Below are 25,819 nucleotides of genomic sequence, written 5' to 3'. Positions count from 1 at the left end.
GAAAGTGACGCCACAGATGCCCCAGCAGGCTGCTTGGTCGACGTGTCCCGGCTGCGAGGAGCCGCTGGAGTCCGGTGACCTGTTCTGCGGCGCGTGCGGGTACGACCTCTCGGTCGTACCCGAGCCGCCGCAGGACCACCCCACGATCGCGATCGGCTCTCCCGCCGGCCGTTCCCGTGCCGCCGGGACGGCCGACGCCGGCTCCGGCTCCGAGTCCGGCTCCGGCGTGCCCGGGCCGGTGCACCGGCCCGGTGAGCTGCCGGGCACGGACCAGGGCGGCCGCCAACTGCCCGAGCCCGCGGTCCGCATCGACGCCCGTGCTGCGGACGGCCCGGCCGCCGCGCCGGGAGCCGCAGGCGCGACCACCGCCGGCTCCGGCGACTTCGAGCTGGCCGCGCCCGACCCTCGCGCCGCCGCACCCGCCGTCCCCGCCGCGGAGCACACGTCCACGCCCCCGGCCGGCACCAAGCTCTGTGTGGCCTGCCGCGCGGGCCATGTCGACACCGACGGCTACTGCGAGAACTGCGGCCATGCGCAGCCTCGCGAGCGCGACCACATGGAGCAGGAGCTGGGCGCGGTCGCCGCGGTGAGCGACCGGGGTCTGCGCCATCACCGCAACGAGGACTCGTTCGCGGTGTCGTCGACGGCACTGCCCGACGGTTCCCCGGCCGTCATCGCGATCGTCTGCGACGGGGTGTCGTCGGCGACCCGCCCCGACGACGCCTCCGCCGCCGCCGCGAGTTCGGCCAACGAGTCGCTGCTGGAGTCGCTGCCGCGCGGCACGCATCCGCAGCAGGCGATGCACGAGGCGATCCTCGCGGCCGCCTCCGCGGTCAACTCGCTGGCGGCCGAGCCGGGTCAGGCCATGGAGCACGATCCGCACCGCCATCAGAATTCGCCGGCGTGCACGCTCGTGGGCGCGGTCGTGGCCGCGGGTCTGCTGGTGGTGGGCTGGGTCGGGGACAGCCGGGCGTACTGGGTGCCCGACGACCGCAGCGGCCCGCCCGCCCGGCTCACCGAGGACGACTCATGGGCGGCGCAGATGGTGGCGGCGGGTCTGATGAGCGAGGCCGAGGCCTACGCGGACGAGCGCGCCCACGCCATCACCGGCTGGCTCGGCGCCGACGCGTACGAGCTGGAGCCGCACACCGCGTCGTTCAAGCCGGACCGCCCCGGTGTGGTCGTGGTCTGCACGGACGGCCTGTGGAACTACGCGGAGGCCGCGCAGGAGATGGCACAGGTCCTGCCGCCCGATGCGGCGGCCCGCCCGCTGCACGGGGCGCAGGTGCTGGTCGGACACGCGCTGGACGGCGGTGGCCACGACAACGTAACGGTGGCCGTGCTCCCGTTCGCCGTACCGCGGCAAGGGGCAGGATCGGCCTGAACAAGGCTTGAGCCCTCTTCGCCCGTCGAACGCCCCCTTTGTCATTTCTGTCTGTTACGTGGAGCCTCAAGGAGCCAGATCAGATGGCGAACTTCTCGAAGTCGACCGTGCCGCAGTTCTCCGTCGAGGTGTATCAGAACGAGTTCCTGCCCGAGGGCGGGCGCGAAGTGAACGCGATCGTCACGGTCACCTCCACCGGCGGCGGCACGAGCCGTGGCGTCCCGCTGTCCGTGACCTCCGCCTCCCCTTCGTCAGTACCGGGGCAGCGGACGGACGCCGCCGTGGTGATCATGGTCGACTGTTCGGGCTCGATGGACTATCCGCCGACGAAGATGCGCAACGCGCGCGATGCCACCGCCGCGGCCATCGACACTCTGCGCGACGGCACGGCCTTCGCGGTGGTCGCGGGTACGCATGTGGCGGCGGAGGTCTACCCGGGCGGCGGCCGGCTCGCCACCGCCGATGCGTCGACCCGGGCGCAGGCCAAGGAGTCACTGCGCAGACTGAGCGCGGGCGGCGGCACCGCGATCGGCACCTGGCTGCGACTGGCGGACCGGCTGCTGAACTCGGCCGATGTCGCCATTCGGCACGGCATTCTGCTCACCGACGGCCGCAACGAGCACGAGTCGCCGGAGGACCTACGGGCCGCCCTGGACGCGTGCGCGGGCCGGTTCACCTGTGACGCCCGCGGTGTGGGCACCGACTGGGAGGTCAAGGAGGTCACCGGCATCGCCTCGGCGCTGCTGGGCACCGCCGACATCGTCGCCGATCCGGCCGCCCTCGCCGCGGACTTCACGCAGATGATGGAGAACGCGATGGGCAAGGAGGTCGCGGATGTGGCACTGCGGCTGTGGACGCCCGTCGGCGCGGAGATCAAGTTCGTGAAGCAGGTGGCGCCGACGGTCGAGGAGCTGACCGGCCGGCGCACGGAGGCGGGCCCACGCGCCGGGGACTACCCGACCGGCTCGTGGGGCGACGAATCCCGCGACTATCACGTCTGCGTACAGGTGCCGCACGCGGGCATCGGGCGGGAGATGCTGGCGGCCCGGGTCTCGCTGATCCTTCCCGACCCGGCGGGCGGTGCCCCGCAGACCCTGTCGCAGGGTCTGGTCCGGGCGGTGTGGACGGACGACATGGTGGCCTCCACGTCGATCAACCCGCAGGTCGCGCACTACACAGGACAGGCCGAACTGGCGCAAGTCATCCAACAGGGGCTGGATGCGCGCAAGTCGGGAGACTTCGACGGGGCGACCGCGAAACTCGGCCGCGCGGTGCAGCTGGCGGCGGCTTCGGGGAACGATGACACTGCGAAACTGCTTGCGAAGGTGGTGGACGTCGTCGACGCGGCGACGGGTACTGTGCGACTGAAGGCGAAGGTCGCGGAGGCGGACGAGATGACCCTCGAAACGCGCTCCACCAAGACAGTTCGCGTCAAGAAGTAAGTCAATAAGTGACGAGAAGCACCAACAAGTAATACGTGTCCGGCTCATCGGCCGGACGAAGGAGAGGGGGAAGCGCCGACATGCCGACCTGCCCGAACGGACACCAGTCGGGTTCCGACGACTGGTGCGAGGTCTGCGGCCATCGCATGGCTGGGGCGGGGGCTCCGGCGGGCGCGATCCCGCCTCCTCCTCCCCCACCGCCGGCTCCCTCACCGCCCATGCCGGGGTACGGATACCCGGGCCCCGGTGGCCCCGACGCCACGGCCCAGGCGGAGCTGTGCCCGCAGTGCCGTACGCCGCGCGAGGCGATGGCGCCGTTCTGCGAGGAGTGCCGCTGGAACTTCCTCACGAACACGGCGACGTCGTACACGCCCGTGGCCCCGCCCGGCCGGCCGGGTCCGGGTGGTCCCGGCGGTCCCGGTGGTCCCGGTGGTCCTGGCGGTCAGGTGCCCGGTCTGAATCTGCCGCCCGGCTTCCAGGCCCAGCAGCAGCCGCCGCGCCCCCCGGACCCGTACGAGTACCAGGGCTCGCGGCCCTCACAGATGAACCGGCCCGCCGAGCCCCTGACCGGCGAACCGTCGGGCCCGCGGCCCCCGCAGCCGGGGCCTCCGGCTCCTCCCGGGTTCCCGCAGCCGGGTCCGCCCGCGCCGCCGGACCTCGCGTACCAGCCGGGACAGCCCGAGTTCACCCAGCCCGGTCCGCCCGCGCCGCCGCAGGCGTTCCAGCAGCCCGGTCCGCCCGCGCCGCCGGTCCAGCCCGGATTCCCGCAGGCCGTCCCGGCTCCGCCGCAGCAGCCTCAGCCCCCGCAGTCGCAGGGCGGCGGGGACGACTGGATGCTGCCGCCGCCTTCGCAGCAACAGGCACCACAGCCACCGGCGCCGCAGCAGCACATGCCGCAGCAGCAGACTCCTGCGGGATGGACGGCGCTCATCGCGCCCGACCGTGAGTACTTCATGGCGATGATGCAGCGCAGCGGTCCCGAGGCGACCGGACTGAATCTGCCCGCGTACTCCCCGGAGCAGCAGCTTCCGCTCTCCGGCAATCAGATCACCATCGGCCGCCGCCGGCACTCCACCGGCGAGTCCCCCGACATCGATCTGTCGGTCCCGCCGGAGGATCCGGGCGTCTCGCACCAGCACGCGGTCCTGGTCCAGCAGCCCGACGGCACCTGGGCCGTGGTCGACCAGAACTCCACGAACGGCACGACGGTCAACGGCGCCGAGGACCCGATCCAGCCCTATGTTCCCGTCCCGCTGCAGGACGGCGACCGGGTCCACGTGGGGGCCTGGACGACGATCACCATCCGCCGGGGCTGATGCGGCGGGACCGGTCCGGAGCTGATTCCGGAGCCGATCCGGAGCCGATCCGAAGCTGATCCGGTGAGGGTGGCCCGGCAGGGCTCCCCTCACCAGTCGGCGGGGCGGGGAGCGTCCAGGGGCCAGGCGTACGGCCCTTCGGCGTCGTCCAGCCATGCCCACTGACGGCCCCCGCTGACCGTGACACCGAAGCGCTCCCGCTCCGGCCGCTGCTCGCGCTGCCAGAGCGAGAGCGCTTCGTGCGGATCGAGGCTGCCCTCGGTCAGGGTGAGCAGGAACCGGAACAGTTCGCTCTCGACCACCCGGCGCGGCAGCCCGCCGAGATGCGGGATGTGTGCGCGTACGGGCGCTCCGCCGCGCAGCGGGACGAAGTACGCGGCGGTGTGCAGGAAATGCCCCTCCGCGTGGTCCGCGTCACGCACCCGCAGCAGGATCAGCCCGGTCGCGAGCGGGGCGAGGATCAGGGCACCCGGGCGGCACTGCGCCGGCCAGGCCGGCGGTACGGACGACAAGGTGCAGGTCGCGATGATCCGGTCGAAGGGCGCCTGCCCCGGGCAGCCGCGCGCCCCGTCGCCGGTGATCACAGTGGGGTGATACCCGGCCGCCGCGAGATGGCTCCGCGCGGACTCGGTGATCTCCGGGTCGAGATCGACGGTCGTCACGAGCGAGTCCCCGAGCCGGTGGCACAGCAGGGCCGCGTTGTAGCCGGTGCCGGCACCGATCTCCAGAACGCTGTGCCCGTCCTGTATCTCCAGCACGTCCAGCATCCGGGCCATGAGGGACGGCTGGCTGCTGGACGTGACGAGTTCGCCGTCGCGCACCCGCGTGGCGAGCGGCCCGTCGGCGTACGCGCCTCGCAGCCAGCGCTCGCGCCGGTCGGGGGCGGAGTCGCCGGACCACAGCCGCTCATACCCGGCGAAGGTGGACACGTAGTAGTACGGCACGAACAGATGCCGGGGCACTTCCTCGAAGGCCGCCCGCCAGGCCGGGTCGTCGAGCGCGCCGGTCGCGGCGATCCGCCGCACCAGCGCCCGCCGCACCTCGGCGGCGGCAGCGGCATGCGGATCGTGCGCGTCAGGCGGCTCATGAGCCGCTTGCGCGTCTCGGTGTGCACCCATATACCCACTTTCCTGCGTGCCCGCGCGGGAGGCGAGCACTTCCGGGAAGAGTCCTGGGCCTGTCCGGTGGATCAGGCTGGAGCCCAGCAAGATCCACCGGACAGGTCCTCGGCCGGTCCGTCTGAGACCATGTACCGGTGAACGAGATTCCACGGGGCACACTTCAGGAGCAGACCTTCTACGAGCAGGTCGGCGGCGAGGACACCTTCCGCCGTCTGGTGCGGCGTTTCTACGAGGGCGTCGCCGAGGACCCGCTGCTGCGTCCGATGTACCCCGAGGAGGATCTGGGCCCGGCCGAGGAGCGGCTCGCGCTCTTCCTGATGCAGTACTGGGGCGGTCCCCGCACGTACAGCGACCATCGCGGCCATCCCCGGCTGCGGATGCGGCATGCGCCGTTCACCGTCGACAAGGCCGCGCACGATGCGTGGCTGAAGCACATGAGGGCCGCGGTCGACGAGCTCGGGCTCTCGCAGGAGCACGAGCGGCAGCTCTGGAACTACCTCACTTACGCGGCCGCCTCGATGGTGAACACTGCGGGCTGACCGCTCAGGCGTGGGTAACGGGGTGCGCGGGCGTGACGGTCAGCCCGCCGAGCCCGGCCTTGCGTACGGCGATCGAACCGAAGGGCGTACGCAGCCGGAGCCAGCCGCCCGCGGCGAACAGTGCCGCGCCGGGGGCGTCCTGTGGCATCGGGCGCAAGAAGCCCAGGGACTGGGCGGCGTGCACGGCCCGCAGCGGCAGGTCCGTGTCGCCCAGCGTACGGGACCAGATCTCGCGGCCGATCCGGTCGCGCTCGGCGCGCGTGCGCCGCTCCTCGGGCAACGCCTCGTCCCGGGAACGGAATTCGGCGACCGCGGCGGCCACCGCACCCCGCATCTGCCCGACGCCGGGCAGTCCCGGCAGCTCCCGCCAGCCGCCGCGAGGGGGCAGCATGCCCGCCCACGGCGGTCCGGTGACGGCAGCGGGCACGGCCAGTGCCGAGCCCTCGACGGATTCCAGCAGCTCTCCCGCGGAGACGGTGGCATCCAGCTCGGCGGGCTCCGCGAGCCTGGCCGTACGGATCGCGAGGACCTCGAACGACGGCGGCCGGCCGAACACGGCGAGCGCGCCGCCGCCCGCCTGCAACCGGACCGCGGCGGCCCGGTCGTAGTGGATCAGCCGGCCGAGGAAGGCGGCGAGATCCGCCGCCTCCCTCGCGTCGGCGAACCGCAGGGTCTGCACAGGCGCTGTCATGCCGCGAGCGCGTCCTTCACACCCTCGTCCAGGTACTCCCTGAGGAAGGACTTCTCCTCCGCGCTGATGCGGCGCGGACGCGCCTCCGCCAGGTCATAGGGCACGACGACGGTCGAGGCCCGGACATACACCTGGGCCGGGCCCTCGGCGTCCTTCACCTCGTACGCGATCGTCAGCGACGCCGCGCCGATCTTCGTCACCCATGACTCGACGATCACCGGCTCGTGCCGGTGCACCAGCGGACGTACGTAGTCGATCTCGTGGCGGGCCACGACGGACCCTCCGGAGAACGACGGAGAACCGTCCCCCGGCGCCAGCCGGAACATGAAGTCGATGCGGGCCTCTTCCAGATAGCGGAGGAAGACCACATTGTTGACATGCCCGAAGGCATCCATGTCCGACCAGCGCAGCGGGCAGCGGTAGATGTGGCGTGCCAAGATCAGCCCCGGGTGAGCTTCTTGTAGGTGGCACGGTGCGGACGGGCCGCGTCCGGGCCGAGCCGCTCCACCTTGTTCTTCTCGTACGACTCGAAGTTGCCCTCGAACCAGAACCACTTGGAGTTGCCCTCGTACGCCAGGATGTGCGTGGCGACCCGGTCCAGGAACCAGCGGTCGTGGGAGACGACCACGGCGCAGCCGGGGAACTCGAGCAGCGCGTTCTCCAGGGAAGACAGCGTCTCGACGTCGAGGTCGTTCGTCGGCTCGTCGAGGAGCAGCAGGTTGCCGCCCTGCTTGAGGGTGAGCGCCAGGTTGAGGCGGTTGCGCTCACCGCCGGAGAGGACCCCGGCGGGCTTCTGCTGGTCCGGCCCCTTGAAGCCGAACGCCGACACATAGGCGCGCGACGGCATCTCGACCTGGCCGACGTTGATGTAGTCCAGCTCGTCGGAGACGACGGCCCACAGCGTCTTCTTCGGGTCGATGTTCTCGCGGCTCTGGTCGACGTACGAGATCCTGACGGTCTCGCCGACCTTGATCTTGCCGGAGTCGGGCTCCTCGATGCCCTGGAGCATCTTGAACAGCGTGGTCTTGCCGGCGCCGTTCGGGCCGATGATTCCGACGATGCCGTTGCGCGGCAGCGTGAAGGAGAGATCGTCGATGAGGACCTTCTCGCCGAAGGCCTTGTTGAGGTTCTCGACCTCGACGACGACGCTGCCCAGACGCGGGCCCGGCGGGATCTGGATCTCCTCGAAGTCCAGCTTCCGCATCTTGTCGGCCTCGGCCGCCATCTCCTCGTAGCGGGCCAGACGGGCCTTGGACTTGGCCTGGCGCCCCTTGGCGTTGGAGCGGACCCACTCCAGCTCTTCCTTGAGCCGCTTCTGGCGCTTGGCGTCCTTCTGGCCCTCGACCTTCAGACGCGAGGCCTTGTTCTCCAGGTACGTGGAGTAGTTGCCCTCGTACGGGTGGGCGCGGCCCCGGTCGAGCTCCAGGATCCACTGGGCCACGTTGTCGAGGAAGTACCGGTCGTGGGTGACGGCGACGACGGTGCCGGGGTACTTGGCGAGGTGCTGCTCCAGCCACTGCACCGACTCGGCGTCCAGGTGGTTGGTGGGCTCGTCGAGGAGGAGCAGGTCGGGCGCCTCCAGCAGCAGTTTGCAGAGCGCTACGCGGCGCCGCTCACCACCGGAGAGGTTGGTGACCGGCCAGTCACCGGGCGGGCAGCCCAGCGCGTCCATGGCCTGCTCGAGCTGCGTGTCCAGGTCCCACGCATTGGCGTGGTCGAGGTCCTCCTGGAGCTTGCCCATCTCCTCCATCAGCGCGTCGGAGTAGTCGGTCGCCATCAGCTCGGCGACCTCGTTGAAGCGGTGGAGCTTGCCCATGATCTCGGCCGCGCCGTCCTGGACGTTCTGCAGGACGGTCTTGGACTCGTCGAGCGGCGGCTCCTGGAGGAGCATGCCGACGGTGTAGCCGGGCGAGAGGAAGGCATCGCCGTTGGAGGGCTGCTCCAGACCAGCCATGATCTTCAGCACAGTGGACTTACCGGCACCGTTCGGGCCGACCACACCGATCTTCGCACCAGGCAGGAAGCTCAGCGTGACGTCGTCAAGGATCACCTTGTCGCCGTGCGCCTTGCGCGTCTTGCGCATGGTGTAGATGTACTCAGCCAAGAGAAACCGTCCGGCAATCAGTGAGTGGGCAGATACACCCCATCTTGCCTGACCGCCACCCCCAGGCGGAAACCAGTATCTCGGGGCCCCGCTGACCTGCGACTTCCCGGATCGCCCTGGTAGCCGACCCGTCACTGTCGGTCGCCGCCGGTCACCTCTGAGCGCGCGAGTGCGGCAGCGGCCGGACGGGGACGACGAACGCACACCCTAGGGCCCGACCGAACAGAGAAGCCCCGGGCAGCTCTGGCCCGGGGCGTTCGCGTCTCGGCTACTTCTTCTTGAGCTCGTCGAGGCAGAGCACGAACTGCTTGCCCGAACTGCGCCGCCCACCGCGGGTCTGCTCGAGGTAGCCGACGTCCGACTTGCCCTCGCACTTGGTGGTGTCCAGCGTGTCGGGGATCACCTCGACCACCTTGTACGTGGCCTCGGCGCCACCACAGTCCACCACCTCCAGGTCAGGAGACACCGTGGACCCGCTGTTCTTGAGGCAGTCTCCGGCCTCCGCGTGGTCGGCATCGTCCTGGCTCAGGAAGTAGCCCACCACGATGACGATGAGGGCGACCACGACGCCGATGCCCTTAAGGATCTTCATGATGCCTATGCCCCCGCTCCGGGACGGCGGCGCCGGCTGAGGCGGTGCGGTCCACTGCTGCTGTTGAGGCGGCGGCTGCATCTGCATGTGCTGCTGGGGCGGGTACGGCTGCTGCTGGGGCGGGTACGGCTGCTGCTGCGGGTACCCGTACCCCGGCTGGGGCGGGTATCCCTGCGGCGGCTGCTGTGCGTACGGGCCAGGCTGACCGTACGAGCCAGGGCCTTGCTGCGGCGGAAAGGTCATGTGAGTCCCCCGTGAGCGCGTGCGATGTGGCGTCTATTGACGTGAGCACGCTATAGCAACCGACCACCACCGCCGAAACGCGGGAGCGTTGCGGCAGCGAGCGCCCAACTCCTCAGCGACGCTTCCCGATGACGTAGGCGAGGCCCCAGGCCGCTACGGCGGCGACTGCGAGACCGAGCAGGGAGAGCCACTCGGTGTCGCTCTGGCTGCCCCACCCGGCCTTGGCCGGAATGAAGGGGTCGGCCTCCATCATGTCCCCGATGGCGGGGACCCCTTGACTGTCGGCGATGACGAGCGGAATGGCGTTGGTGTAGCCGAAGAAGACACCGAGCGGGGCGATGATGGCCCCGCCGATCTGGGCGCCGGTGCTGCGGCGGCCCACCATGCCGATCAACGCGCCCACCGCCGCTCCGTTGAGGAGCCCGTGGAGCACGTAGAGGGTCTGCGCCGTATCGGCCGACTGTTCCTTGTAGGTGGCCACCGTGATGCCGCTGTAGATCACCGAGACGACGACCGAGGCGAGGAACCCGAGGAAGAAGGCGCCGACGGGGTGACCGCGCCTCGGCTGCTGCCCGAAGGGCGCGGGGTGCGCGGGGTACGGCTGGCCGAGCTGCATCTGCGGCTGCTGCTGCCAGGGCTGCATCGGCGGTTGCGCCCAGAGCCGGATCGCGGCGACGCCGACGGCCCCGCTACCGACAGGGTGGTCCCGGGGCCGTCGGCTGCGCACTGTCACCAGCGCTCACCGTTCGTCGCTCACTCTTCGGTGGAGGGTGCCTTCTTCTTGCGTACGAAGAGGACGGCGGCGCCGCCGACCAGGACGAGAGCGATCGCGATGCCCGCGATCACCGGGGTGGCGTTGGAGGCACCGGTCGCGGCGAGGTTCTCATCGATGCCTGCCGAGGTGCCGCCGGCCGAGGCCGGGCTGGGCTGCGAGGACGGCTGCTCGATGACCGGTCCCGCGCTGCCGGTGGTCTTGCAGTCCAGCACACCCTTGAAGTTCTTCGAGAACCCGCCGGGCCCGGTGATCGTGAAGTCGTACGCCTGGTCCTCGGGGACCGGGACGGTGACGGTCCGGGACTCACCAGCGGCTATGGAGTGCTTGAAGCCCATCAGTTCGAAGGTGAACGTCTCGTCGCCCTCGTTGGTGGCGGTGATGTCGATGCCGCCCTCGGCGCAGTTCTTCTCCGCGGAGAGTGCCGGGATCGGGCCGGTCTTGGCCCAGGTGGCGGACGCGGTCGCGGAGACCGTGGACTGGCTGGACCCGGCGAGGATCTGGGTCTGGCTCTTGGTCACCCCGGCGAACGCCCGGCCGACCGGCACGGAGGTGGTCGCCTGCACGCCGAGCACGGCCGAACCGTCGGGAGTACCGGAGGGTACGTCGAAGTACAGCCGGCTGCCGTTGACCGCGGTCGTGACGGGCTTGCCCGCCTGGTCCGTCACCTTGACCCCGCTGGCGGCGGAGTCGGCGGGCGGGGTCACCGTCACACGGTCGGCGTCGGTACGGACCGTGACCGGCCCCAGCCGGCCACCGGCCTTCCCGGAGACGGCGTTCGGTTCCAGGCTCAGCGAGGCACGGGGTTCCTCGACGTTCTGTGCCTTCTTCTCCAGCCAGTCGGCGAGCTTCTCGGCCGCCGGGTCGAGCGCCTCGACCTCGGCGCCGTCCGAGTAGCGCCAGATCGCCACCTGGGTGCCGGCCGCGGCGGTCCGCTCGCTGAGCGGCCCGGTCCCGGCCCGCTCGGCGAGCCCCATGAGGTCGTCGACCTGGGGGTAGGAGTGCTGCAGAATCCAGCGGATCCTGCCTGCGTCCTTGTTGGCGCCGAGCGAGGTCTGGTCCCAGGGGGTCTCCAGGTACTTGGCCTGCTCCTGGGTGGGGTTGTGGATGTCGATGCAGTACGTCTTGAGCTTGCCGCCGCCGTCGACGGTCATCTCGAAGAGACCGGCAGGCAGTTCGTGCTCCTGGCCACCGTCACGCAGCACGGCGCGGTCGAAGGTGGTCAGGCCGTCGAGGGTGGCGGACGCGCCGCCCTGGTGCTGGGGGGTCTCGTCGGCGACTGCCGGCCCCGCGGTGGCTATGGCGCCCGACGCGAACAAGCCCGACGCCAGAGCCGCCACGGCAAGCCGGGCGGCTCCACGCCCACGTACAGAGAACGCAGAAAACACAGAATTCCCCTCCGGGCGAGGCGGTTTCGCGTGGGATGCGTGGGGGGAGTGCCTCGCCTGCAAACTCAAGTGCCCCGTGAGTACTGGGGAATCCTAGAGACGCGGTGCGAGCCGATCCCCCGTCATGCCGTCAGATAACCATTCCGAATCAGAATTGTTATCGCGGCTCACGCGTCCCCCGTTCAGTATCGACAAATCTCCACAACCGCAGGTCAGGGGACGGCAGCGGGGACCACGTCCGCGGGGGCTGCGGGGGCGCGGTCGTCCGGGCCCGGCGGGTCGGGCGAGCCGGTCGCCGGGTCGCTCGGCGCAGCTCGCCCGGACGCTTGGGCCGCGTCAGCCACGCCCGGCACGCCGGGCACGCCGGGCCCATCCGGCGCACGGTCCGTCAGGTGTACCTCTCCCCTCGTCACTCGCCGGAACGCGGACGTGCCACGGGTCATGTCGTGCCCGACGGCCATCGCGTCGATGTCGACGGACGTCCTGCGCTGTCCTTCCCGCTCCTCCTGCCGCACCCTCAAGCGGCCGTGTACCACGAGTGGTTCACCGACGGCGACCGACGCCGCGAGATTCAAGCCCAGCGTCCGCCACGCCCACACCGTGTAGAAGCTGGTGGGCCCGTCCGCCCACAACTCCCGCTGCCGGTCCCAGCGGCGGGAGGTCACGGCGAACCGGAACCGCGCCCATCCCCCGGTCGCCGATTCCCGGTACTCCACGGCGGTCGCGACATTGCCCACCAGCGTCACCAAGGTCTCGTTCATGACGGATCCCCTCCCGCTTCCCGCTTTCCCCACTCCGGCCGTTGCTCTGACTGATCTCATGCTGAGCCTGCGGGCCGATTTCCGTCGCCGCCTGTGGAAGCGCGTGCGCATGTGGAAAACCCCGCCACCCTCGCGGGTGACGGGGCGCTCCCGGAGGCGTCCAGGAGGGATGCATGGCCCGTGTCCGGACGTCTCGGCGTCAGCGTCTGAGGGACACCGTCGCGTACTGTTCCCGCACTTCGCGGTAGCGCAGCAGCTCCGCCGCCATCGGATCGAGCACCATCGCCCGCCCGCAGCCCGCGGCCGCCTCCCGCAGGCGCCGTTCCGCGTCCTGCCCGTACCGCCTGGCGGGCCCCTTCGCGGCGGTCGCGCACCCCCACTCCACCAGCGGGCCACCGATGATCCCGCCGAGCATCATCAGCGCCGGCGGTACCAGCCCGGGCTCCAGCACCCCGATGATCTGGCCGACCAGCCACAGCCCCCCGTAGATCTGCAGCAGCGTCATGGCGGCCTGCGCCAGCACGGCCACCGGCCACCACGCGGGCCGCGGTGGACGGCTGCTCGGCGTACCCAGTTTGACGGCGAGTTCGTCGAGCGCCTCGGACAGCCCCTCCGCCCCCCGCACCGCCGCCTCGCGCACAGCCTGCGCCCAGGGTGTGGGCAGCCCGTGAGCCGCGTCGTCCGCGACCGCACGTACCGCCTGCTCGACCCGCTGCCGTGCCGTGAGCTCCTCCTCCACCGGCTCCGGAGGCTGGAGCACCCCGACACCGGGCAACCGGACGCGCTCGTACCAGCGCCACAGCCGCAGCCACGGCGTTCCGCAGGCGCGGCCCGCGTTCCTGCGCCACTGGCGTTCGGCCTCCTCGCCGACCGCGGTCGCCCCGACCGCGCCCGCCAGCCGGGCCGAGAAGTCCTCGCGGGCCCGCTCGCCGAGCCCGGACCTGCCGTCGGCGACGTACACGGAGCGCAGACGTGTGGCGGCCGCGTCGACGTCGGCGGAGATGCGCCGGGCGGCGGCCGTCTTGTCCTGAACGAACCGCCCGAGCAGTTCGCGCAGCTCGCCCACGCCCTCCCCGGTCAGCGCCGACAGCGCGAGGACGGTTGCGCCGGGCTCGCCGTGCTCGCCGAGAGCCATGCCGTCCTCGTCGAGGAGCCGGCGCAGATCGACGAGCACCTGGTCGGCGGCTTCGCCGGGCAGCCGGTCGATCTGGTTGAGGACGACGAAGGTGACTTCGGAGTGCCCGGCGAGCGGGCGCAGATAGCGCTCGTGGAGGGCGGCGTCCGCGTACTTCTCGGGATCGACGACCCAGACGACCGCATCGACGAGCGCCAGGACCCGGTCCACCTGGTCCCGGTGCACGGTCATCGCCGAGTCGTGGTCGGGCAGATCCACCAGGACGAGGCCCTGCAGCGCTTCGTCACCGCTGCCGCCCGCGAGGGGCCTGCGGCGCAGCCGCGGCGGGATGGCCAGTCGGTCGAGCAGCCCGGCGGCCCCCTCGGACCAGCTGAGGGAGATCGGCGCGGAGGTGGTGGGACGGCGCAGCCCGGTCTCCGAAATCGGTACGCCGGCCAGGGCGTTGAACAGCGTCGACTTGCCACTGCCGGTGGCGCCCGCGATGGCGACGACGGTGTGCCGGTGCGACAGCTGCTGACGTGCCGCCGCCTCGTCGAGCACCCGGCCCGCCTCGGCGAGCGTCCTCCCGTCGAGGCGGGTACGGGACAGGCCGATGAGCTCGCGCAGCGCGTCGAGGCGGGTGCGCAGCGGGGCGGCGTAGGGGCCTCCGATGGGGACGTGCGGATGGGCGTCGACGAGCGAGGCGTCGTCCGCGTCGAGGGCCGAGGGGTCCAAGGCGCGGCGGGCGATGAGGCCGTCGTCCCAGTGGCCGTCGGCGGTCGCACCGGCGCCCTCGCCGCCTCCTTCGCGGCCCCGGTCCTCGCCCCTGGACGCGGCCAAGGGCGCGGAGGCGGAGGCCGCTACGGACGCGACCGAACGCTGTGCCGCGGACTCGCCCCCGGCCTCGACGGCGGACTGAGCCGCGGACCCAGCTGAGGACCCGGCCGCGGACTCCTCGCCGGAGGTACGAGCCTCAGCGGACGCCCGTCCGTCGGCGGCTCCGCTCTCCGTCCCCGCGGCCGCCTCGCCGGTCCCCCGGGCGTTCCCCCCGCCCTCCCCGAGAGCCCCCTCACCCCGCTCCTCGCGTGCCTCCCCCGGACCGGTCTCCGGCCGGCCCTCGGTCTCCCCAGTGACAGCAGTCACCCGGTCACCTCTCCTTCTGCAGTACGGACAGCGCGGCGATCAGCTCGGCCTGCGGTTCCGGGCACAGTTCAAGAGCGTCGAGCGGTGCGAGCCGCCGGTCGCGCTCCTCGTTCAGTACGCGTTCGACGTACGACGTCACCAGCTCACCGCCCTTGTCGCACAACCGCAGTGCGCCCTGTGCCCCGATCCGCTCGGCGAGCCGCTCCCCCGCGATCCGGGCCCGCCGCCCGCCGAGCAGGGCGGTGGCGAGCAGTGCGGCGACGGTCTCGGGGTCGGATGCGGAGGAACGTTGTTCCAGTCCGCGCACCTCTTCCTCGGCGAGTTCCTCCAGGACGCGCCGCCAGCGCCGTACAGCCATCCCGATGTGCTCGGACGCCTCCCGGTCGAGCCGCGCGTACTGCGCTTCGACGCCCTTCGCGGCCGGTTCGCGCCGCCATGCCTCCAGGAGCCGCTCGTCGGCGGCGGCCACGGCGCACTGCAGCAGTGAGATGAGGCTGTCGGCGAGCGCGTCGAGGAGCTCGACGGCCGAGCTGTCGCGCGGATAGCCGCGCCAGCGGGTGCGCGCGTCCCCGGTGAGCACCGCGCCGCGCTTCAACTGCCCCCGCACCCGCTGCGCCTCCTGCGCGTACACCGCCTCGACGGCGCCGGCGAGGCGTACGGCGGCGGCGTGCTGCGCGGCGACGGCGCCCGCCAGCTCCGGCATACGGGCGTTCAGCGAGTCGATGACACCGGCGGCGGTACGGACGACGGTCTGTTGCCGCGCGGCGGGGTCCAGCGCCCGGTGGGCCAGCCAGTCGCGGAGCGCCGCGACGGCGCTGTCCGGCAGCAGGCCACGGCCGGCGCCGGCGGACTCGGGCAGCTCCGGGATCGTGAACCGCGGCACGTCCCCGAGCCCGGCCTTGGTCAGCAGTGCCGCGTACTGCCGGGACACCTCCGCGATCACCTGGTGCGGCACCCGGTCGAGCACGGTGACGAGCATGGCGTCGTACTCCTTCGCCGTACGCAGCAGGTGCCAGGGGACGGCGTCCGCGTACCGGGAGCCGGTGGTCACCAGGACCCACACGTCCGCGGCGCAGATCAGCTCGGCGGCCATGATCCGGTTCTCGACGACGAGCGAGTCGATGTCGGGCGCGTCGAGCAGGGCGAGTCCGGGCGGCAGGGAGGCGGCCTTCTCGATCCGCAGCGCACTGTCCTTGGCCGGCCCTCGCCCGGCGAGGCCCGGCCTCGCGGTCTCCTCCTGCTGCGGCAACGAGACGCGGGTGAAATGCGGCAGCACGCGCAGGTCCGCGAACCAGTGGTGATCGTCCGGGTGGCATACGAGCACGGGCGTACGCGTCGTGGGCCGCAGCACCCCGGCCTCCGTCACCCGCCGTCCCACAAGGGAGTTGACCAGCGTGGACTTCCCGGCCCCGGTGGACCCGCCGACCACCACGAGCAGCGGTGCTTCGGGGTCCTTCAACCGGGGCACCAGATAGTCGTCGAGCTGCGCGAGCAGCTCGGCTCTCGTCTGCCGCGCCCTCGGAGCGCCTGGAAGGGGGAGTGGAAGGCGCACGGCAGCGACCCGGTCGCGCAGGGCGGAGAGTGCGTCGATCAGCTGAGGCCGTACTTCCATGGTCACCACATGCGAAGAATGCCCAATTTTGGCGCCTTTTTGAAGCGTATAGACGCCCCTGCGTGCCGATCATTCACACGGAACAGACGGGACGAGTGGGGCGCAGGCATAACGAGTGCACAACACCCGAGCCGTGAGACGAAAAAAGCGCTGCGAGAATCGCACCTGCCTGCGATTATCGGTTCGCTTCACCGAACCTCCACATCGTGCCACGCAGGTGAAGCAACCGGGTCAAGGCGATCGGAGCCCTATCCTTGTCCCGGCAAGGTCACGGACGACCCACCAGGGGCTCCAGGCCACCGAGGCCACATCCGGCCCCCGTAGCTCAGTGGATAGAGCAGGCGCCTTCTAAGCGCTTGGCCGCAGGTTCGAGTCCTGCCGGGGGCGCACACAGCGCGCGACCGATCGGCCCTCCTCCTGGGAGGGCCTTTTTGCTGGTCAGAGGCAATCTAGCGGGGAAGGCGTAGCGGACGCGTAAGCGCGGGACCACTTCCAGGGTGGGCTGGATGCGGTCCGGCACTGTCCGGCTGTCACCGTGTTTCTACGGGCGGCTGCGGAGAATACGCGGTGAGGTTTCGAGCCCGCCAACTCCTCTGCCCAGGTCGGCAGGGCTGCGTCGCCGGCCTCGATGGGCGCCACCCCGAGGCTGACCTGAGTCACGGCGAGCGGCACCGGTACGCGGGTGCCCGCCGCTCCGGGCACGGGCTGTGGCCACGTTGACGGCAGGCAGGAGCCAGCCCGATCGCAAGGGCCATGACTCTCGCCCCACGACAGCTCCCCCAAAGCCGCCACGGCGACCTCAGCCGTAGAACTGCCAGAGGGAGGCCAGCGCAGCGCCGGCTTCGGCAACGAAGCCGGCCATGGCCTCCTCAAGCTTCTCGCCTCCCGGGACTGTGCCGAGCAGAGGTCTTCTTCCGATGCCGGCACCCCCTCCATGAGGATTTGCTCCTGCTTGTACCAAAGGGCTTCGAATGCGTCGGTCATTCCTGCTGCGAGCCTCTGCAATTTCGTGTCCGCAACGGGCGTGAGGTGGGTCCTGTGCGTGAAGAGCGCTCTTAATGCGACGTTCAGCTCGCGCTCTGCTGCGGCTTTCAGTTCGTCCGACTGAGACACGGTTGCCTTTCCAACTGCACCAAGCTCCAGCCGTGCTCTGCTGATCGCCTCAGGAGGCCGGCCAGGCACGGGAGCTCGCAACTCGAAGCCGGCATACGACGACCCGCTCGAAGGGGCCGTGAACCGGTACGCGACGGCCGGCGCCCCAAGCGGATGCCGGCCGTTCTCCGGACGACGACGACCACGGCAGGGTGCCCCAGGTCCCGGGTGGTCAGCGGGTCATCCTGGAATCGGGTCAGCCCTGGAATTCGGTGAGGTCGATGGCGTGGACGCGCAGCGGGACGCCGTGGACCGGATGCGTCGTCTCGCGCTCCGGCGCCATGCCGAGCTTGCGCATGACGTTCTCCGAGGCGTCGTTGCCGATCCGGGCGATGCTGATGACCCTGTCCAGGCCACGGTCCTGAAGTGCGAACTCCAGGGCGGCGTGAGCCGCTTCGGAGGCATAACCCTGGCCCCAGAACGGCCTGCCGAGGCGCCAGCCGATCTCCACGGCGGGCAGCACCTCCGGCAGGTACTCCGGCACGGACAGGCCCGCGAAGCCGATCAGCTCACCGGAGGCGATGAGCTCGACGGCGAAGAGGCCGAAGCCCTCCTCGTCCCACTCCTCCTCCCACCGCTCGATGTCCTCGGCCGTCTGCTCCAGGTCACGGACCGAGCCGTCGTCGACCCAGCGCATGACCGCGGGATCCGCGTTGATCTCGGCCATGGGGACAAGGTCGTCATCGGTCCAGCGGCGGAGGATGAGGCGGGGCGTGCGGATCTCGGGCATGGCACCCATCCTGTCGAACACAGCCCCGCGACGGTAATCGACGGCTGCCACCGGGGAGCGCCATCGGGGAGCGCCGGCCGGAGACGGGGCCTAGCAGGGCGATCAGGACACCGAGACCGAAGACCGTGGCGATCGAGTTGGCGAGGAGCTGGAGGCCGACGTCCCGGGTCAGCTCGGTGGCCTGGATGCCGGAGCCGACCACGACCGCGACGAGGGCAGCGGTGCCGACCAGTTCGGCGGCCGCCCGGGCGGCCAGGGGCTCGCGCCAGGGGCGGGCTGCGGTGCGGTGTGCGGCGCGCCGGATTCACCCATGGTTCACTTCTGCGGCAAGCAAGACGCCGTCCCGCCCGCCGCAAGCGGCTCGGGCGCAGCCGCGCCCGTTTCCCGCGCCCGTGCCCACGTCCGCATCCACGGCCGGCTTCACCGCACGGACGATGGCGGAGTGCATGCCGTCGGCGACCTGACGCGTCGGCGTGACCTCGACGCCCGTGAACCCGGCGGCCTCCAGCCCCTGCCGGTAGTCGGCCATCGACAGCGCACCGGCGACGCACCCCACGTAACTGCCTCGCTCGGCTCGCTCAGCGGGCGTGAGCCGGCCCTCGGCCACGACGTCCGAGATGCCGATACGCCCGCCGGGCACCAGGACCCGGAACATCTCGGCGAAAACGGCGGGCTTGTCGACGGACAGGTTGATCACGCAGTTGGAGATCACCACGTCGACGGTGCCCGCGGGCAGCGGTACGGACTCGATCGTCCCCTTGAGGAACTCGACGTTGACCGCCCCGGCCTTCCTCGCGTTGGCCCGGGCGAGGGCGAGCATCTCCTCGGTCATGTCCAGTCCGTACGCCCTGCCCGTCGGCCCGACCCGCCGGGCGGACAGCAGCACGTCGATCCCACCGCCCGAGCCCAGGTCCAAGACCCGCTCTCCTTCGCGCAGTTCGGCGACGGCGACCGGATTGCCGCAGCCGAGGGAGGCCGCGACCGCATCCGCGGGAAGCGAGTCCCGCTCATCGGCTCCGTACAGCCCGGAACCGAAGTCCTCACCGACCTCGACAGCGCCGGGGCCGCAACAAGCCACTCCACCCCTGCCGACTTCGAGCGCAGCCGCGGCGTAGCCGGCACGTACGGCCTCACGCAGGTCTTCGGGAGACTCACCCATCACGGCGGGAGGCTCACTCATGACGACACCCTCCTGATTCGATGTCCATAAATACAAGGCTCACCCCTGAATCGACATCTGTCAACATAGGGATCGATCGAATCAGACCGGGTCGAACTTCACCCCGCCTCGGTGGAGAGGGTCAGCCGCGCCCCGCCGGGATCAGGCTCCGGCGCAGCCGGGATGTGGGGCGTGGGGCGGTTCCGCCGGGGAGGGTGAGTTCGGTGAGGCGGTCCGGCTGGAAGTACCGGAAGCAGCCGGCGCCGTCATCGCCGCGACGGTCGGCCAGCAGTCGGGCCGTCTCGTCGCGCAGGCCGCGGTGGAGCTTCGGCTGCATGCAGTAGCCCACCGCCCGGACCAGCGGACCCAGGGTGTCCGGTGCGGCGCCGGGTACGGCGGGGGCAGCGCCCAGCTCCAGGTCCGGTACCAGGTGGTCCACGATGGTCAGCGGCATCCGGTTGCTGTTCTCGTACGGCGCGAGGCGCTCCAGGACCATCCCGGTGCCCACCCGCGCGATCGGGATGTCGTAGTACACGGAGGCGGTGAACATCGCGGTGGAGAAGCAGCCGACGACGAGCTGCGGACGGCAGCGCTCGTAGAAGGTCTCGGCGAGCAGCGGACCGTCCAGGACGGTCAGCTCCACCCCGGCCTTCTCAGCCTCCTCGTTCAGGGCGAGCGAGTAGCGGGCGGGCGCGGTCGGGTGCGGCTTGAAGATGACCGACCGGTGCCCGGCCGCCGCGGCACCGCGCAGCATACGGACGTGAAGGTCCTCTTCCTCGTCGGCCGAGAGGATGCCGAGCGCGGCGAGGTACTGGCCCAGCAGCAAAGCGGTGGGGGCGGCCTCGACCGCTTGCGTCACCTGCCGGTCCCCGGCGGCCGACTCGGCGATCTCCGCCAGCACCTTACGGAAGGCGCCGTCCGGTACGAGCTCGGGTTGAACGTCGAACTCGGACAGCAGCAGCGGACGCAGCCCCGGGACCAGGTCGAGGTGGAGGAGCCGCTGAATGCGGCACGCGATCAGCTGCGGCAGCTCGCCGCGGGTCGGCCCGTAGCTCATGAGGCCGTCGGCGTACACCTGGACGGGGCTCTGCGCGAAGATGCCCGCGAGCGCCTTGGCGGGGTTGACCTGGATGGACTCGACGATCAACTCGACCGGTCCGCTGCCCAGTCCCCATGCCGTCCGGAACGCCCGCTGCCACAGCGGGGTCTCCTCCGGACGCGGACCCCAGGAGCCCGGGTGATTGGGACGGATGGCCTCGTTCCAGTCGATCACGTCGTCGAACCGGGCGGCGATCCGGTCGTAGCCGGTCATCTCGGCGAGCCGGAGAGCCGTTTCCGGGATTTCGGCGTTGTTGGAAACCAGCAGGATCCGCCGGACGTCCTCGCGCGCGCCGAACTGCCCGGCATCGAGTGCCGCCGCCAGCGTGGCCGCCCCGTAGAGCGTCGACACCTGGAAGATCTGAGTGCGCTGGTGCATGTCCATGGCTCAGGCGGCCCTTCTCGTGTCGCGCAGACGCTGGAGCATCGTGCTGCGTGCGGTGTCCATCGTCGCCAGGGTCTGGTCCAGCACCTGCTGGGGCATACGGTGCAGCGCATCGGTCACATTGCGCTTGAGCCGCTTGGCAACGGCCGGCTCGTACTGGTCCGCCTTGTTCATATGGAAAGCGATCATGGCGCAATAGGTCCGTACCGCCTTCGGGAGAAAGCGTTCGGCCTCGGCGTCCTGGGCCACTTCTTCGAGCAATATGTCGTAGGACGGGATGAAGTCCAGCTGACGGTTGTCCGTGATCTGCGTGAGGGACGTGGTGACACCGCGCCGGTAGAAGACCCCGTGCAGTCCGAGAGCCGCGTACGACGTTGCCTTCAGATGCAGGCGCCAGATCCACAACCGGTCTTCCGCGGTGCGCAGTTTCGTCTCGAACCGCGACTCGCCGTTTTCGAAGAGGCGGCGGCTGTAGATGCCGAACGGGACGAACGGGTAGTCCACCATCGTCACCATGCTCGAGGGTGCGATTCCGTCCCGGGGGTTCATCACCGTGTCGCGCAGCTTGGCCGGCGCGTAGCGGATGTGGCGTGACCTGCCGGTCGCCTGCACATGGTCGGTGCGGGCGAAGTCGCAGCCCAGCCTCTCGATGCCCGCCACCATGGCGCGCAGATGCCCGGGCGCGTACCAGTCGTCGCCGTCCAGGAAGGTGACGTAGTCCCCGGTCGCCGCGTCCAGACCGGTGTTACGCGCCTTGGCCACACCCCGGTTCGTCTCGTGGCGGATCACCCTGGCGCCCGGAATCCGGCTCTGCCAGTGGTCGAGAACTTCCGGTGTGGCGTCCGTCGAGCAGTCGTCGATCAGCAGGAACTCGAAGTCCGGGTCCGCGTTGTTCGCGAGGCTGCGCATGGTGTCGGGAGCATAGATGCCGACATTGTGAAGTGGCACTATGACGGACAATTTCGGCACACGGAATCCAAACGCTCGAACACCAGTCTTTCCCGCAGAATATCCGGCCTGATACCCCGCCGGACGAGCCGGATTTGCACTGCGGGTGAATTCTTGTCGTCCTGCGAAGAAACCCGTGACGGCTTCGCCAGTCCGGCGCCTGAGCCCTCGTTCCCGGGCCGCGTTCCTGGTTCCCCGGCCCTCAGCCCCCGGTCGCCCTCGAAAGCAAGCGCGGGCGACGGTGCCGGAATCCGATGGCCACCAGGGAGACCAGAGCGGCGGCGCCGACCGCGCCGCCCAGCCGCAGCCCCGGCGGCCGGAACGTACAGCTGATCGAGGTTGCCTTGCCGTCGCTCGCCTCGCCGTCGAGCGGGACGGCCAGCAGACCCAGATACCGCTCGGCGGGTGCGGGAGCCGCGTCGCCCGCGGCACAGGTCCATCCGGAGATCCGCGGTACGGCGACGACAGCGGTTCCGGTGCTGCCGGCCGGCAGCTCGGCGGAGATGGTGTGGCCGGAGACGTGGACGCCGGTGGCGCCGGTCTCCGTCAGCTGCCGCACGGCCGAGTCGAGCCGGTCCTGCACCAGACACCCGACGGGCTGCCGCGGCAGGACCGGCCCGGTCGAGGAGCGCGGGCCGGAGTGCGGGTCTGCGTGCAGGTCGATCCGCACCGAGCCGGACGCCGGGACGGTGCCGAGCGACTGCATGGCGCCCCGCACGGCCGGCAGCTTGCCGTCGAAGCTGACGGGCTTCTGTCCGTCCAGGGCGGCAGTGCCCTTGTATTCGGGTGCCCAGAAGTACACCCGCGAGCCCGCGGTACAGGTGCCCGTGAGCGTGTCCGTGCCCGCGCCCTTGGCCGTGCCCTTGCCCTTGCCCTTGCCCTTGCCCTTGGTCTCGCTCGTGCCCGTGCCCATGCCCTTGGTCTCGCTCGTCCGGATGAGGTCGCCCGGCACGTCGTAGACCCTGGCGCCGAGCAGCAACTCCTGGTTGGCGAAGGCGGAGTCGCCGAAGCGGACCCGCTCGTCGGGGAGCCGGACGTCCGGGCGGACGGTGACCACAGGAGGCACGGCCGTGTCGGTGGAGGTAATCGTGGCCTCGGGTCGCTCGTCCAGCTCTGCCGGCGCCGAGGGCGACGAGTGCATACGGGTGCCGATGGAGAAGATCGCGTCGGTCACCGGGTTGTCCAGGCTGACCGGGTGCCGCCCCTTGGCGTAGTAGCCGAAGCCCAGCGAGGACAGTGTGCTGGAGTAGACGTCCGCGGTGAGGCTGCTGTAGTAGTCGGCGCCCTGTCCGCCGACCACCAGGACGTCGTTGCCGCCCGGAACCTCCCCGGGATCCGTGCGGTGCTGCGGCCAGGCGTCCTTCTGCGCGGTCGCCCGTTCCATGTCCTCGTGCCAGGGGCCCAGTCGCGGCGCCCAGGAGACCTTCTGCAACTGCTGCTGCTCGATACGAGTCCCCGTGATGGCGGTCTCACCCGCCTGGGCGGCGACGAGGAGGGCGACGGCCAGGACCGGCAGCACCCGGGCGCCGACGCCGTACCGCCTGACGAGCAGGACGGCCGCGGCGGCGAGCACGGCGAGCGCCGCGGCGGCGACGAAGGCGGGATACGTCCACCGGTCGATGTCCGCGCTCCCGCGGGCCACGAACGTCAGCACGGCCAGCAGCCCGCCGGCGCCCAGCAGCGCGGGCAGCCGCGGCAGCCCCTGGGCCGTGGACAGCCAGGCCGCGATCAGGAGCAGTCCGCAGAGCACGAAGGTCTGACGGTAGGGGATGCCGTTGGGAGAGGCTCCGGCGTGCCAGAGCAGATGGGTGGGCTCCCACTGCATGGACAGTGCCACCAGGCAGATCGTGGCCGTCCAGGCGACCCGGACGCGGGGCGGCAGAGCACGGTTGAAGGGCAGGGTCAGCGCCAGCGCAAGGGCCGGGGTGCCGATGTAGAGGGCGGGCGTCGCCACGCTCGAGGTGGCCGGCAGCAGCCGTGCGAACACCTCCGTCCAGGCGACGGCCGAGAAGGTCACCTCGGGAGTCGGATCCGCGACGCGGGTGGCCGAGTAGATGACCACGACGAGCGGTGCGGCCAGGCCGATGCCCACGGCCACGCCCCGAGCGGCCCGCAGCAGGCCGGTCAGGCGCCTGTGTCCGGTGTCGTCGGCCGTGAGCAGCCGGACCACCAGCACGACGGCCGCTCCGATGGTCGCCATGTAGGCGGTGTAGAAGTTCGCGACCCAGGCCAGTGCGACGACCAGCGGGCCCAGCACCGGGCGACGCCCGGCACGTGCCCACTCACCGACCAGGCACAGCAGCGGGAAGGCCAGCAGGCCGTCCAGCCACATCGGGACGTAGGCGCCGTAGTTGAAGGTCCAGCCGGACAGCGCGTACGCGGCCCCCAGCACGGCGGCCACCGGCCACGGGCCGCGGCGCAGCTTCAGCAGCAGGACCGACATCGCGGCACCGGCCGCGGCGATCTTGACGACGGTGATGACATAGAGGGCCAGTTCGGTCCGGTCCGCCGGGAAGAGCACGACCATCACATCGAACGGGCTGCTCAGATAGGTGCCGAAGTCAGCGAGGAAGTTTGAACCGAAACCCGAGGTCCAGTTCAGGAACATGTCGCCGTCGGCCTCGCCGAGCAGCAGCTTCCGCCAGTACGCGTGGTACGGCAGGTACTGCTGGCCGAGGTCGACGATGTTGCGGGTCGTGGGCCCGAACGGGTAGCTGCCGGCCATCAGTCCGCCGAGGCAGAAGACGACGCCGGTCAGCACGGCGGCACCGACCGCCGCCCGCAGCCGCGCGCTGCGCCGGAGCATCGGCATCAGGCGCCGCACGCCGCCGGAGCCGCCGGGGGCACCTGAGCCACCGGACTGCTCCCCCGCGGCCTCGTCCGCCGTCCCGGGTCCCTCGCCCGTGGTCCTCACGCGCTCGCCCTGGGCGGGCTCGGCCTCGGCAGAAGGGGGCACACGTCCTCCGGGGTGTCTTGCGCGGCGCGCGGGTGCACGGAAACGCTGGAACGCTGGAACCCGGGGGTTGTGTCACCGTTCGGGCTGTCGGCCATTACCGCCGAGCCGGGCAACCCGAATCCGAGCACCGGACAAGTTCTGGACGCACCGGAGGTGAACTCCAGGTGCCGACCGGACCGCCGTGCTGCAACCGGCCGCGGCCCGGCCGGGCGCCATCCCGCCCGGCCGGGCCGTCCTGCTGTCGCGGTTCTGTCGGCGCGGTCCGCGGTCGCGGTTTCGTCGGCGCGGTCCGCGGTCGCGGTCTTCTCGACGCGGTCCGCGGTCGCGGCTTGCTCCCGCGCGCAGAACTCCGCTACGCGGCGCCCACGTCCACCGCGGCCGTGTAGCCGAACTTGTCCACGGCCTGGTAGTACGTCCAGGCCGTGGCGTCGCAGGAGGCCTTCGTGAAGCCGGAGTACTGGGCGCACACGCGCTTCAGGTCCGAGTAGAAGGCGGAGTCCAGGCGGGCCTTGTTCGCGTCGAACGCACCGGCGGTCTTGTAGTTGCGGTAGCCGAAGTCGTGGCGGGCGCAGGCGTTCTGGAAGGGGAAGCCGAAGGGGTTGTCGGGGGAGGTGGTGCAGTAGTCCGTGGACCAGTCGAAGCCGTACGCGCTCCAGGCACCCTGGTTCTGGCGGGCGGACCACCAGGCGTTGTAGCTGCTCGCGCTCGTCTGGGTCCAGGAGCTGAGGACCTGGGGCTTGTCGGCGGGCGCGGCGGACGCGGTGCCCGCCGGAAGCAGGGCGGCGGTCAGGGCGAAGGCGGCGGTGGCCAGGGGGGCGGCGAGACGGCGGCGCATACGGGATCTCCTCCGTAAGGGGACGCTGGCTGCCCCGGCGGGTGTTCGCAGGGGCTGCCGCAGCGTCGGGCGCCGGGCTATCGCGGGTGCATACGGGGGCTATACGTCCAGCAGGAAGGCAGTTGGCGGTCAGCTCCGGCAGTCGGCGGGCGCGCAGGCGCGGCACCGCCGGACGGATCGTCGTGCAGCGCGCGACCCGTCGGGTGCACACGGCCCGGCAGGAAGGCGTCCAGGAGCTGAGGACCTGGGGCTCATCGGCGGACGCGCAAGCGCGCACACGCGCGACACCACCGGACACGACGTCGTACAGCGCACGGCCCGCCGACCACCCACG

Annotated in this window: 21 protein-coding genes and 1 tRNA gene; 6 read left to right on the top strand and 16 right to left on the bottom strand. The window is 71.1% G+C overall.

Features of this window, described 5'->3' with window-relative positions:
* Positions 1-16 precede the first annotated feature (16 nt).
* The 3 genes from ACZ6ZQ_RS07885 to ACZ6ZQ_RS07875 all read left to right on the top strand — a co-directional run bounded on the left by ACZ6ZQ_RS07885 (position 17) and on the right by ACZ6ZQ_RS07875 (position 4,142).
* Positions 17-1,384: a protein phosphatase 2C domain-containing protein gene (locus tag ACZ6ZQ_RS07885; RefSeq protein ID WP_469767958.1), complete on the top strand. Its 1,368-nt coding sequence runs from the start codon at positions 17-19 to the stop codon at positions 1,382-1,384.
* 83 nt (positions 1,385-1,467) lie between these two features.
* Positions 1,468-2,826 (top strand): vWA domain-containing protein, encoded by a 1,359-nt coding sequence (locus tag ACZ6ZQ_RS07880; protein WP_469767698.1) that lies wholly within the window; start codon positions 1,468-1,470, stop codon positions 2,824-2,826.
* An 80-nt stretch (positions 2,827-2,906) separates the two neighbouring features.
* Positions 2,907-4,142 (top strand): FHA domain-containing protein, encoded by a 1,236-nt coding sequence (locus ACZ6ZQ_RS07875; RefSeq protein WP_469767697.1) that lies wholly within the window; start codon positions 2,907-2,909, stop codon positions 4,140-4,142.
* An 89-nt stretch (positions 4,143-4,231) separates the two neighbouring features.
* Here the strand turns inward: ACZ6ZQ_RS07875 and ACZ6ZQ_RS07870 are convergent, their stop codons facing one another.
* Complete coding sequence (locus tag ACZ6ZQ_RS07870) at positions 4,232-5,260, bottom strand: methyltransferase domain-containing protein (RefSeq protein ID WP_469767696.1); 1,029 nt, start codon at positions 5,258-5,260, stop codon at positions 4,232-4,234.
* Positions 5,261-5,397: 137 nt separating this feature from the next.
* On the opposite strand from ACZ6ZQ_RS07870, the gene ACZ6ZQ_RS07865 reads away from it, so the two are divergent.
* Entirely contained in the window at positions 5,398-5,802 is a 405-nt protein-coding gene (locus tag ACZ6ZQ_RS07865) for a globin (protein WP_469767695.1), read from the top strand.
* A gap of 4 nt (positions 5,803-5,806) precedes the next feature.
* Here the strand turns inward: ACZ6ZQ_RS07865 and ACZ6ZQ_RS07860 are convergent, their stop codons facing one another.
* From ACZ6ZQ_RS07860 to ACZ6ZQ_RS07845, 4 genes are all read right to left on the bottom strand, one after another.
* Positions 5,807-6,493 carry a DUF8010 domain-containing protein gene (locus ACZ6ZQ_RS07860; protein ID WP_469767694.1) on the bottom strand — a complete coding sequence of 229 codons (687 nt, stop codon included), beginning with the start codon at positions 6,491-6,493 and terminating at the stop codon, positions 5,807-5,809.
* On the bottom strand, positions 6,490-6,930 hold the full coding sequence (locus ACZ6ZQ_RS07855) for an acyl-CoA thioesterase (RefSeq protein WP_469767693.1): 441 nt from the start codon (positions 6,928-6,930) through the stop codon (positions 6,490-6,492). The genes ACZ6ZQ_RS07860 and ACZ6ZQ_RS07855 overlap by 4 nt, the downstream gene beginning before the upstream one ends.
* A 2-nt stretch (positions 6,931-6,932) precedes the next feature.
* Positions 6,933-8,597, bottom strand: coding sequence for an energy-dependent translational throttle protein EttA (ettA, locus tag ACZ6ZQ_RS07850; RefSeq protein ID WP_469767692.1), 1,665 nt, complete (start codon positions 8,595-8,597; stop codon positions 6,933-6,935).
* A 268-nt stretch (positions 8,598-8,865) separates the two neighbouring features.
* A complete protein-coding gene (locus ACZ6ZQ_RS07845) occupies positions 8,866-9,189 on the bottom strand; it encodes an LppU/SCO3897 family protein (protein ID WP_469767691.1) in 324 nt (107 codons plus the stop codon).
* A gap of 63 nt (positions 9,190-9,252) precedes the next feature.
* On the opposite strand from ACZ6ZQ_RS07845, the gene ACZ6ZQ_RS07840 reads away from it, so the two are divergent.
* Complete coding sequence (locus ACZ6ZQ_RS07840; protein ID WP_469767690.1) at positions 9,253-9,447, top strand: hypothetical protein; 195 nt, start codon at positions 9,253-9,255, stop codon at positions 9,445-9,447.
* A 97-nt stretch (positions 9,448-9,544) separates the two neighbouring features.
* On the opposite strand, the gene ACZ6ZQ_RS07835 is transcribed toward ACZ6ZQ_RS07840, so the two are convergent.
* The 5 genes from ACZ6ZQ_RS07835 to ACZ6ZQ_RS07815 all read right to left on the bottom strand — a co-directional run bounded on the left by ACZ6ZQ_RS07835 (position 9,545) and on the right by ACZ6ZQ_RS07815 (position 16,222).
* On the bottom strand, positions 9,545-10,165 hold the full coding sequence (locus tag ACZ6ZQ_RS07835) for a hypothetical protein (protein ID WP_469767689.1): 621 nt from the start codon (positions 10,163-10,165) through the stop codon (positions 9,545-9,547).
* A 20-nt stretch (positions 10,166-10,185) separates the two neighbouring features.
* Positions 10,186-11,592 (bottom strand): Cys-Gln thioester bond-forming surface protein, encoded by a 1,407-nt coding sequence (locus ACZ6ZQ_RS07830; RefSeq protein WP_469767688.1) that lies wholly within the window; start codon positions 11,590-11,592, stop codon positions 10,186-10,188.
* A 212-nt stretch (positions 11,593-11,804) separates the two neighbouring features.
* Positions 11,805-12,353 (bottom strand): single-stranded DNA-binding protein, encoded by a 549-nt coding sequence (locus ACZ6ZQ_RS07825; protein ID WP_469767687.1) that lies wholly within the window; start codon positions 12,351-12,353, stop codon positions 11,805-11,807.
* A 199-nt stretch (positions 12,354-12,552) separates the two neighbouring features.
* Positions 12,553-14,610, bottom strand: a complete 2,058-nt coding sequence (locus ACZ6ZQ_RS07820) for a YfjP family GTPase (RefSeq protein ID WP_469767686.1) — start codon at positions 14,608-14,610, stop codon at positions 12,553-12,555.
* Between the two features lie 4 nt (positions 14,611-14,614).
* Positions 14,615-16,222 (bottom strand): dynamin family protein, encoded by a 1,608-nt coding sequence (locus tag ACZ6ZQ_RS07815; RefSeq protein ID WP_469767957.1) that lies wholly within the window; start codon positions 16,220-16,222, stop codon positions 14,615-14,617.
* A 314-nt stretch (positions 16,223-16,536) separates the two neighbouring features.
* Here ACZ6ZQ_RS07815 and ACZ6ZQ_RS07810 point away from each other — a divergent pair.
* Positions 16,537-16,609: transfer RNA gene (locus tag ACZ6ZQ_RS07810), tRNA-Arg, on the top strand.
* Between the two features lie 961 nt (positions 16,610-17,570).
* On the opposite strand, the gene ACZ6ZQ_RS07805 is transcribed toward ACZ6ZQ_RS07810, so the two are convergent.
* The 6 genes from ACZ6ZQ_RS07805 to ACZ6ZQ_RS07780 form a co-directional block, all read right to left on the bottom strand.
* Positions 17,571-18,104 (bottom strand): GNAT family N-acetyltransferase, encoded by a 534-nt coding sequence (locus ACZ6ZQ_RS07805; RefSeq protein WP_469767685.1) that lies wholly within the window; start codon positions 18,102-18,104, stop codon positions 17,571-17,573.
* Positions 18,105-18,408: 304 nt separating this feature from the next.
* On the bottom strand, positions 18,409-19,263 hold the full coding sequence (gene arsM, locus ACZ6ZQ_RS07800) for an arsenite methyltransferase (RefSeq protein WP_469767956.1): 855 nt from the start codon (positions 19,261-19,263) through the stop codon (positions 18,409-18,411).
* A 142-nt stretch (positions 19,264-19,405) separates the two neighbouring features.
* Complete coding sequence (locus tag ACZ6ZQ_RS07795; protein ID WP_469767955.1) at positions 19,406-20,740, bottom strand: polysialyltransferase family glycosyltransferase; 1,335 nt, start codon at positions 20,738-20,740, stop codon at positions 19,406-19,408.
* Positions 20,741-20,749: 9 nt separating this feature from the next.
* Positions 20,750-21,715 carry a glycosyltransferase family 2 protein gene (locus ACZ6ZQ_RS07790; RefSeq protein ID WP_469767684.1) on the bottom strand — a complete coding sequence of 322 codons (966 nt, stop codon included), beginning with the start codon at positions 21,713-21,715 and terminating at the stop codon, positions 20,750-20,752.
* Positions 21,716-21,896: 181 nt separating this feature from the next.
* A complete protein-coding gene (locus ACZ6ZQ_RS07785; protein WP_469767683.1) occupies positions 21,897-24,650 on the bottom strand; it encodes a YfhO family protein in 2,754 nt (917 codons plus the stop codon).
* 352 nt (positions 24,651-25,002) lie between these two features.
* Positions 25,003-25,485, bottom strand: coding sequence for a phospholipase (locus ACZ6ZQ_RS07780; RefSeq protein WP_469767682.1), 483 nt, complete (start codon positions 25,483-25,485; stop codon positions 25,003-25,005).
* Positions 25,486-25,819 lie beyond the last annotated feature (334 nt).

The organism is Streptomyces sp. NPDC053673 (genome assembly GCF_055585225.1).
This window is presented reverse-complemented; position numbering and strand designations above follow the sequence as displayed.

Excerpts from the sequence above, each read along its gene's own strand:
- ACZ6ZQ_RS07885 (WP_469767958.1), top strand. The coding sequence starts at position 17 with ATGCCCCAGCAGGCTGCTTGGTCGACGTGTCCCGGCTGCGAGGAGCCG.
- ACZ6ZQ_RS07880 (WP_469767698.1), top strand. The coding sequence starts at position 1,468 with ATGGCGAACTTCTCGAAGTCGACCGTGCCGCAGTTCTCCGTCGAGGTG.
- ACZ6ZQ_RS07875 (WP_469767697.1), top strand. The coding sequence starts at position 2,907 with ATGCCGACCTGCCCGAACGGACACCAGTCGGGTTCCGACGACTGGTGC.
- ACZ6ZQ_RS07870 (WP_469767696.1), bottom strand. The coding sequence starts at position 5,260 with ATGGGTGCACACCGAGACGCGCAAGCGGCTCATGAGCCGCCTGACGCG.
- ACZ6ZQ_RS07860 (WP_469767694.1), bottom strand. The coding sequence starts at position 6,493 with ATGACAGCGCCTGTGCAGACCCTGCGGTTCGCCGACGCGAGGGAGGCG.
- ACZ6ZQ_RS07845 (WP_469767691.1), bottom strand. The coding sequence starts at position 9,189 with ATGAAGATCCTTAAGGGCATCGGCGTCGTGGTCGCCCTCATCGTCATC.
- ACZ6ZQ_RS07825 (WP_469767687.1), bottom strand. The coding sequence starts at position 12,353 with ATGAACGAGACCTTGGTGACGCTGGTGGGCAATGTCGCGACCGCCGTG.
- ACZ6ZQ_RS07815 (WP_469767957.1), bottom strand. The coding sequence starts at position 16,222 with ATGGAAGTACGGCCTCAGCTGATCGACGCACTCTCCGCCCTGCGCGAC.
- ACZ6ZQ_RS07805 (WP_469767685.1), bottom strand. The coding sequence starts at position 18,104 with ATGCCCGAGATCCGCACGCCCCGCCTCATCCTCCGCCGCTGGACCGAT.
- arsM (WP_469767956.1), bottom strand. The coding sequence starts at position 19,263 with ATGGGTGAGTCTCCCGAAGACCTGCGTGAGGCCGTACGTGCCGGCTAC.
- ACZ6ZQ_RS07795 (WP_469767955.1), bottom strand. The coding sequence starts at position 20,740 with ATGCACCAGCGCACTCAGATCTTCCAGGTGTCGACGCTCTACGGGGCG.
- ACZ6ZQ_RS07780 (WP_469767682.1), bottom strand. The coding sequence starts at position 25,485 with ATGCGCCGCCGTCTCGCCGCCCCCCTGGCCACCGCCGCCTTCGCCCTG.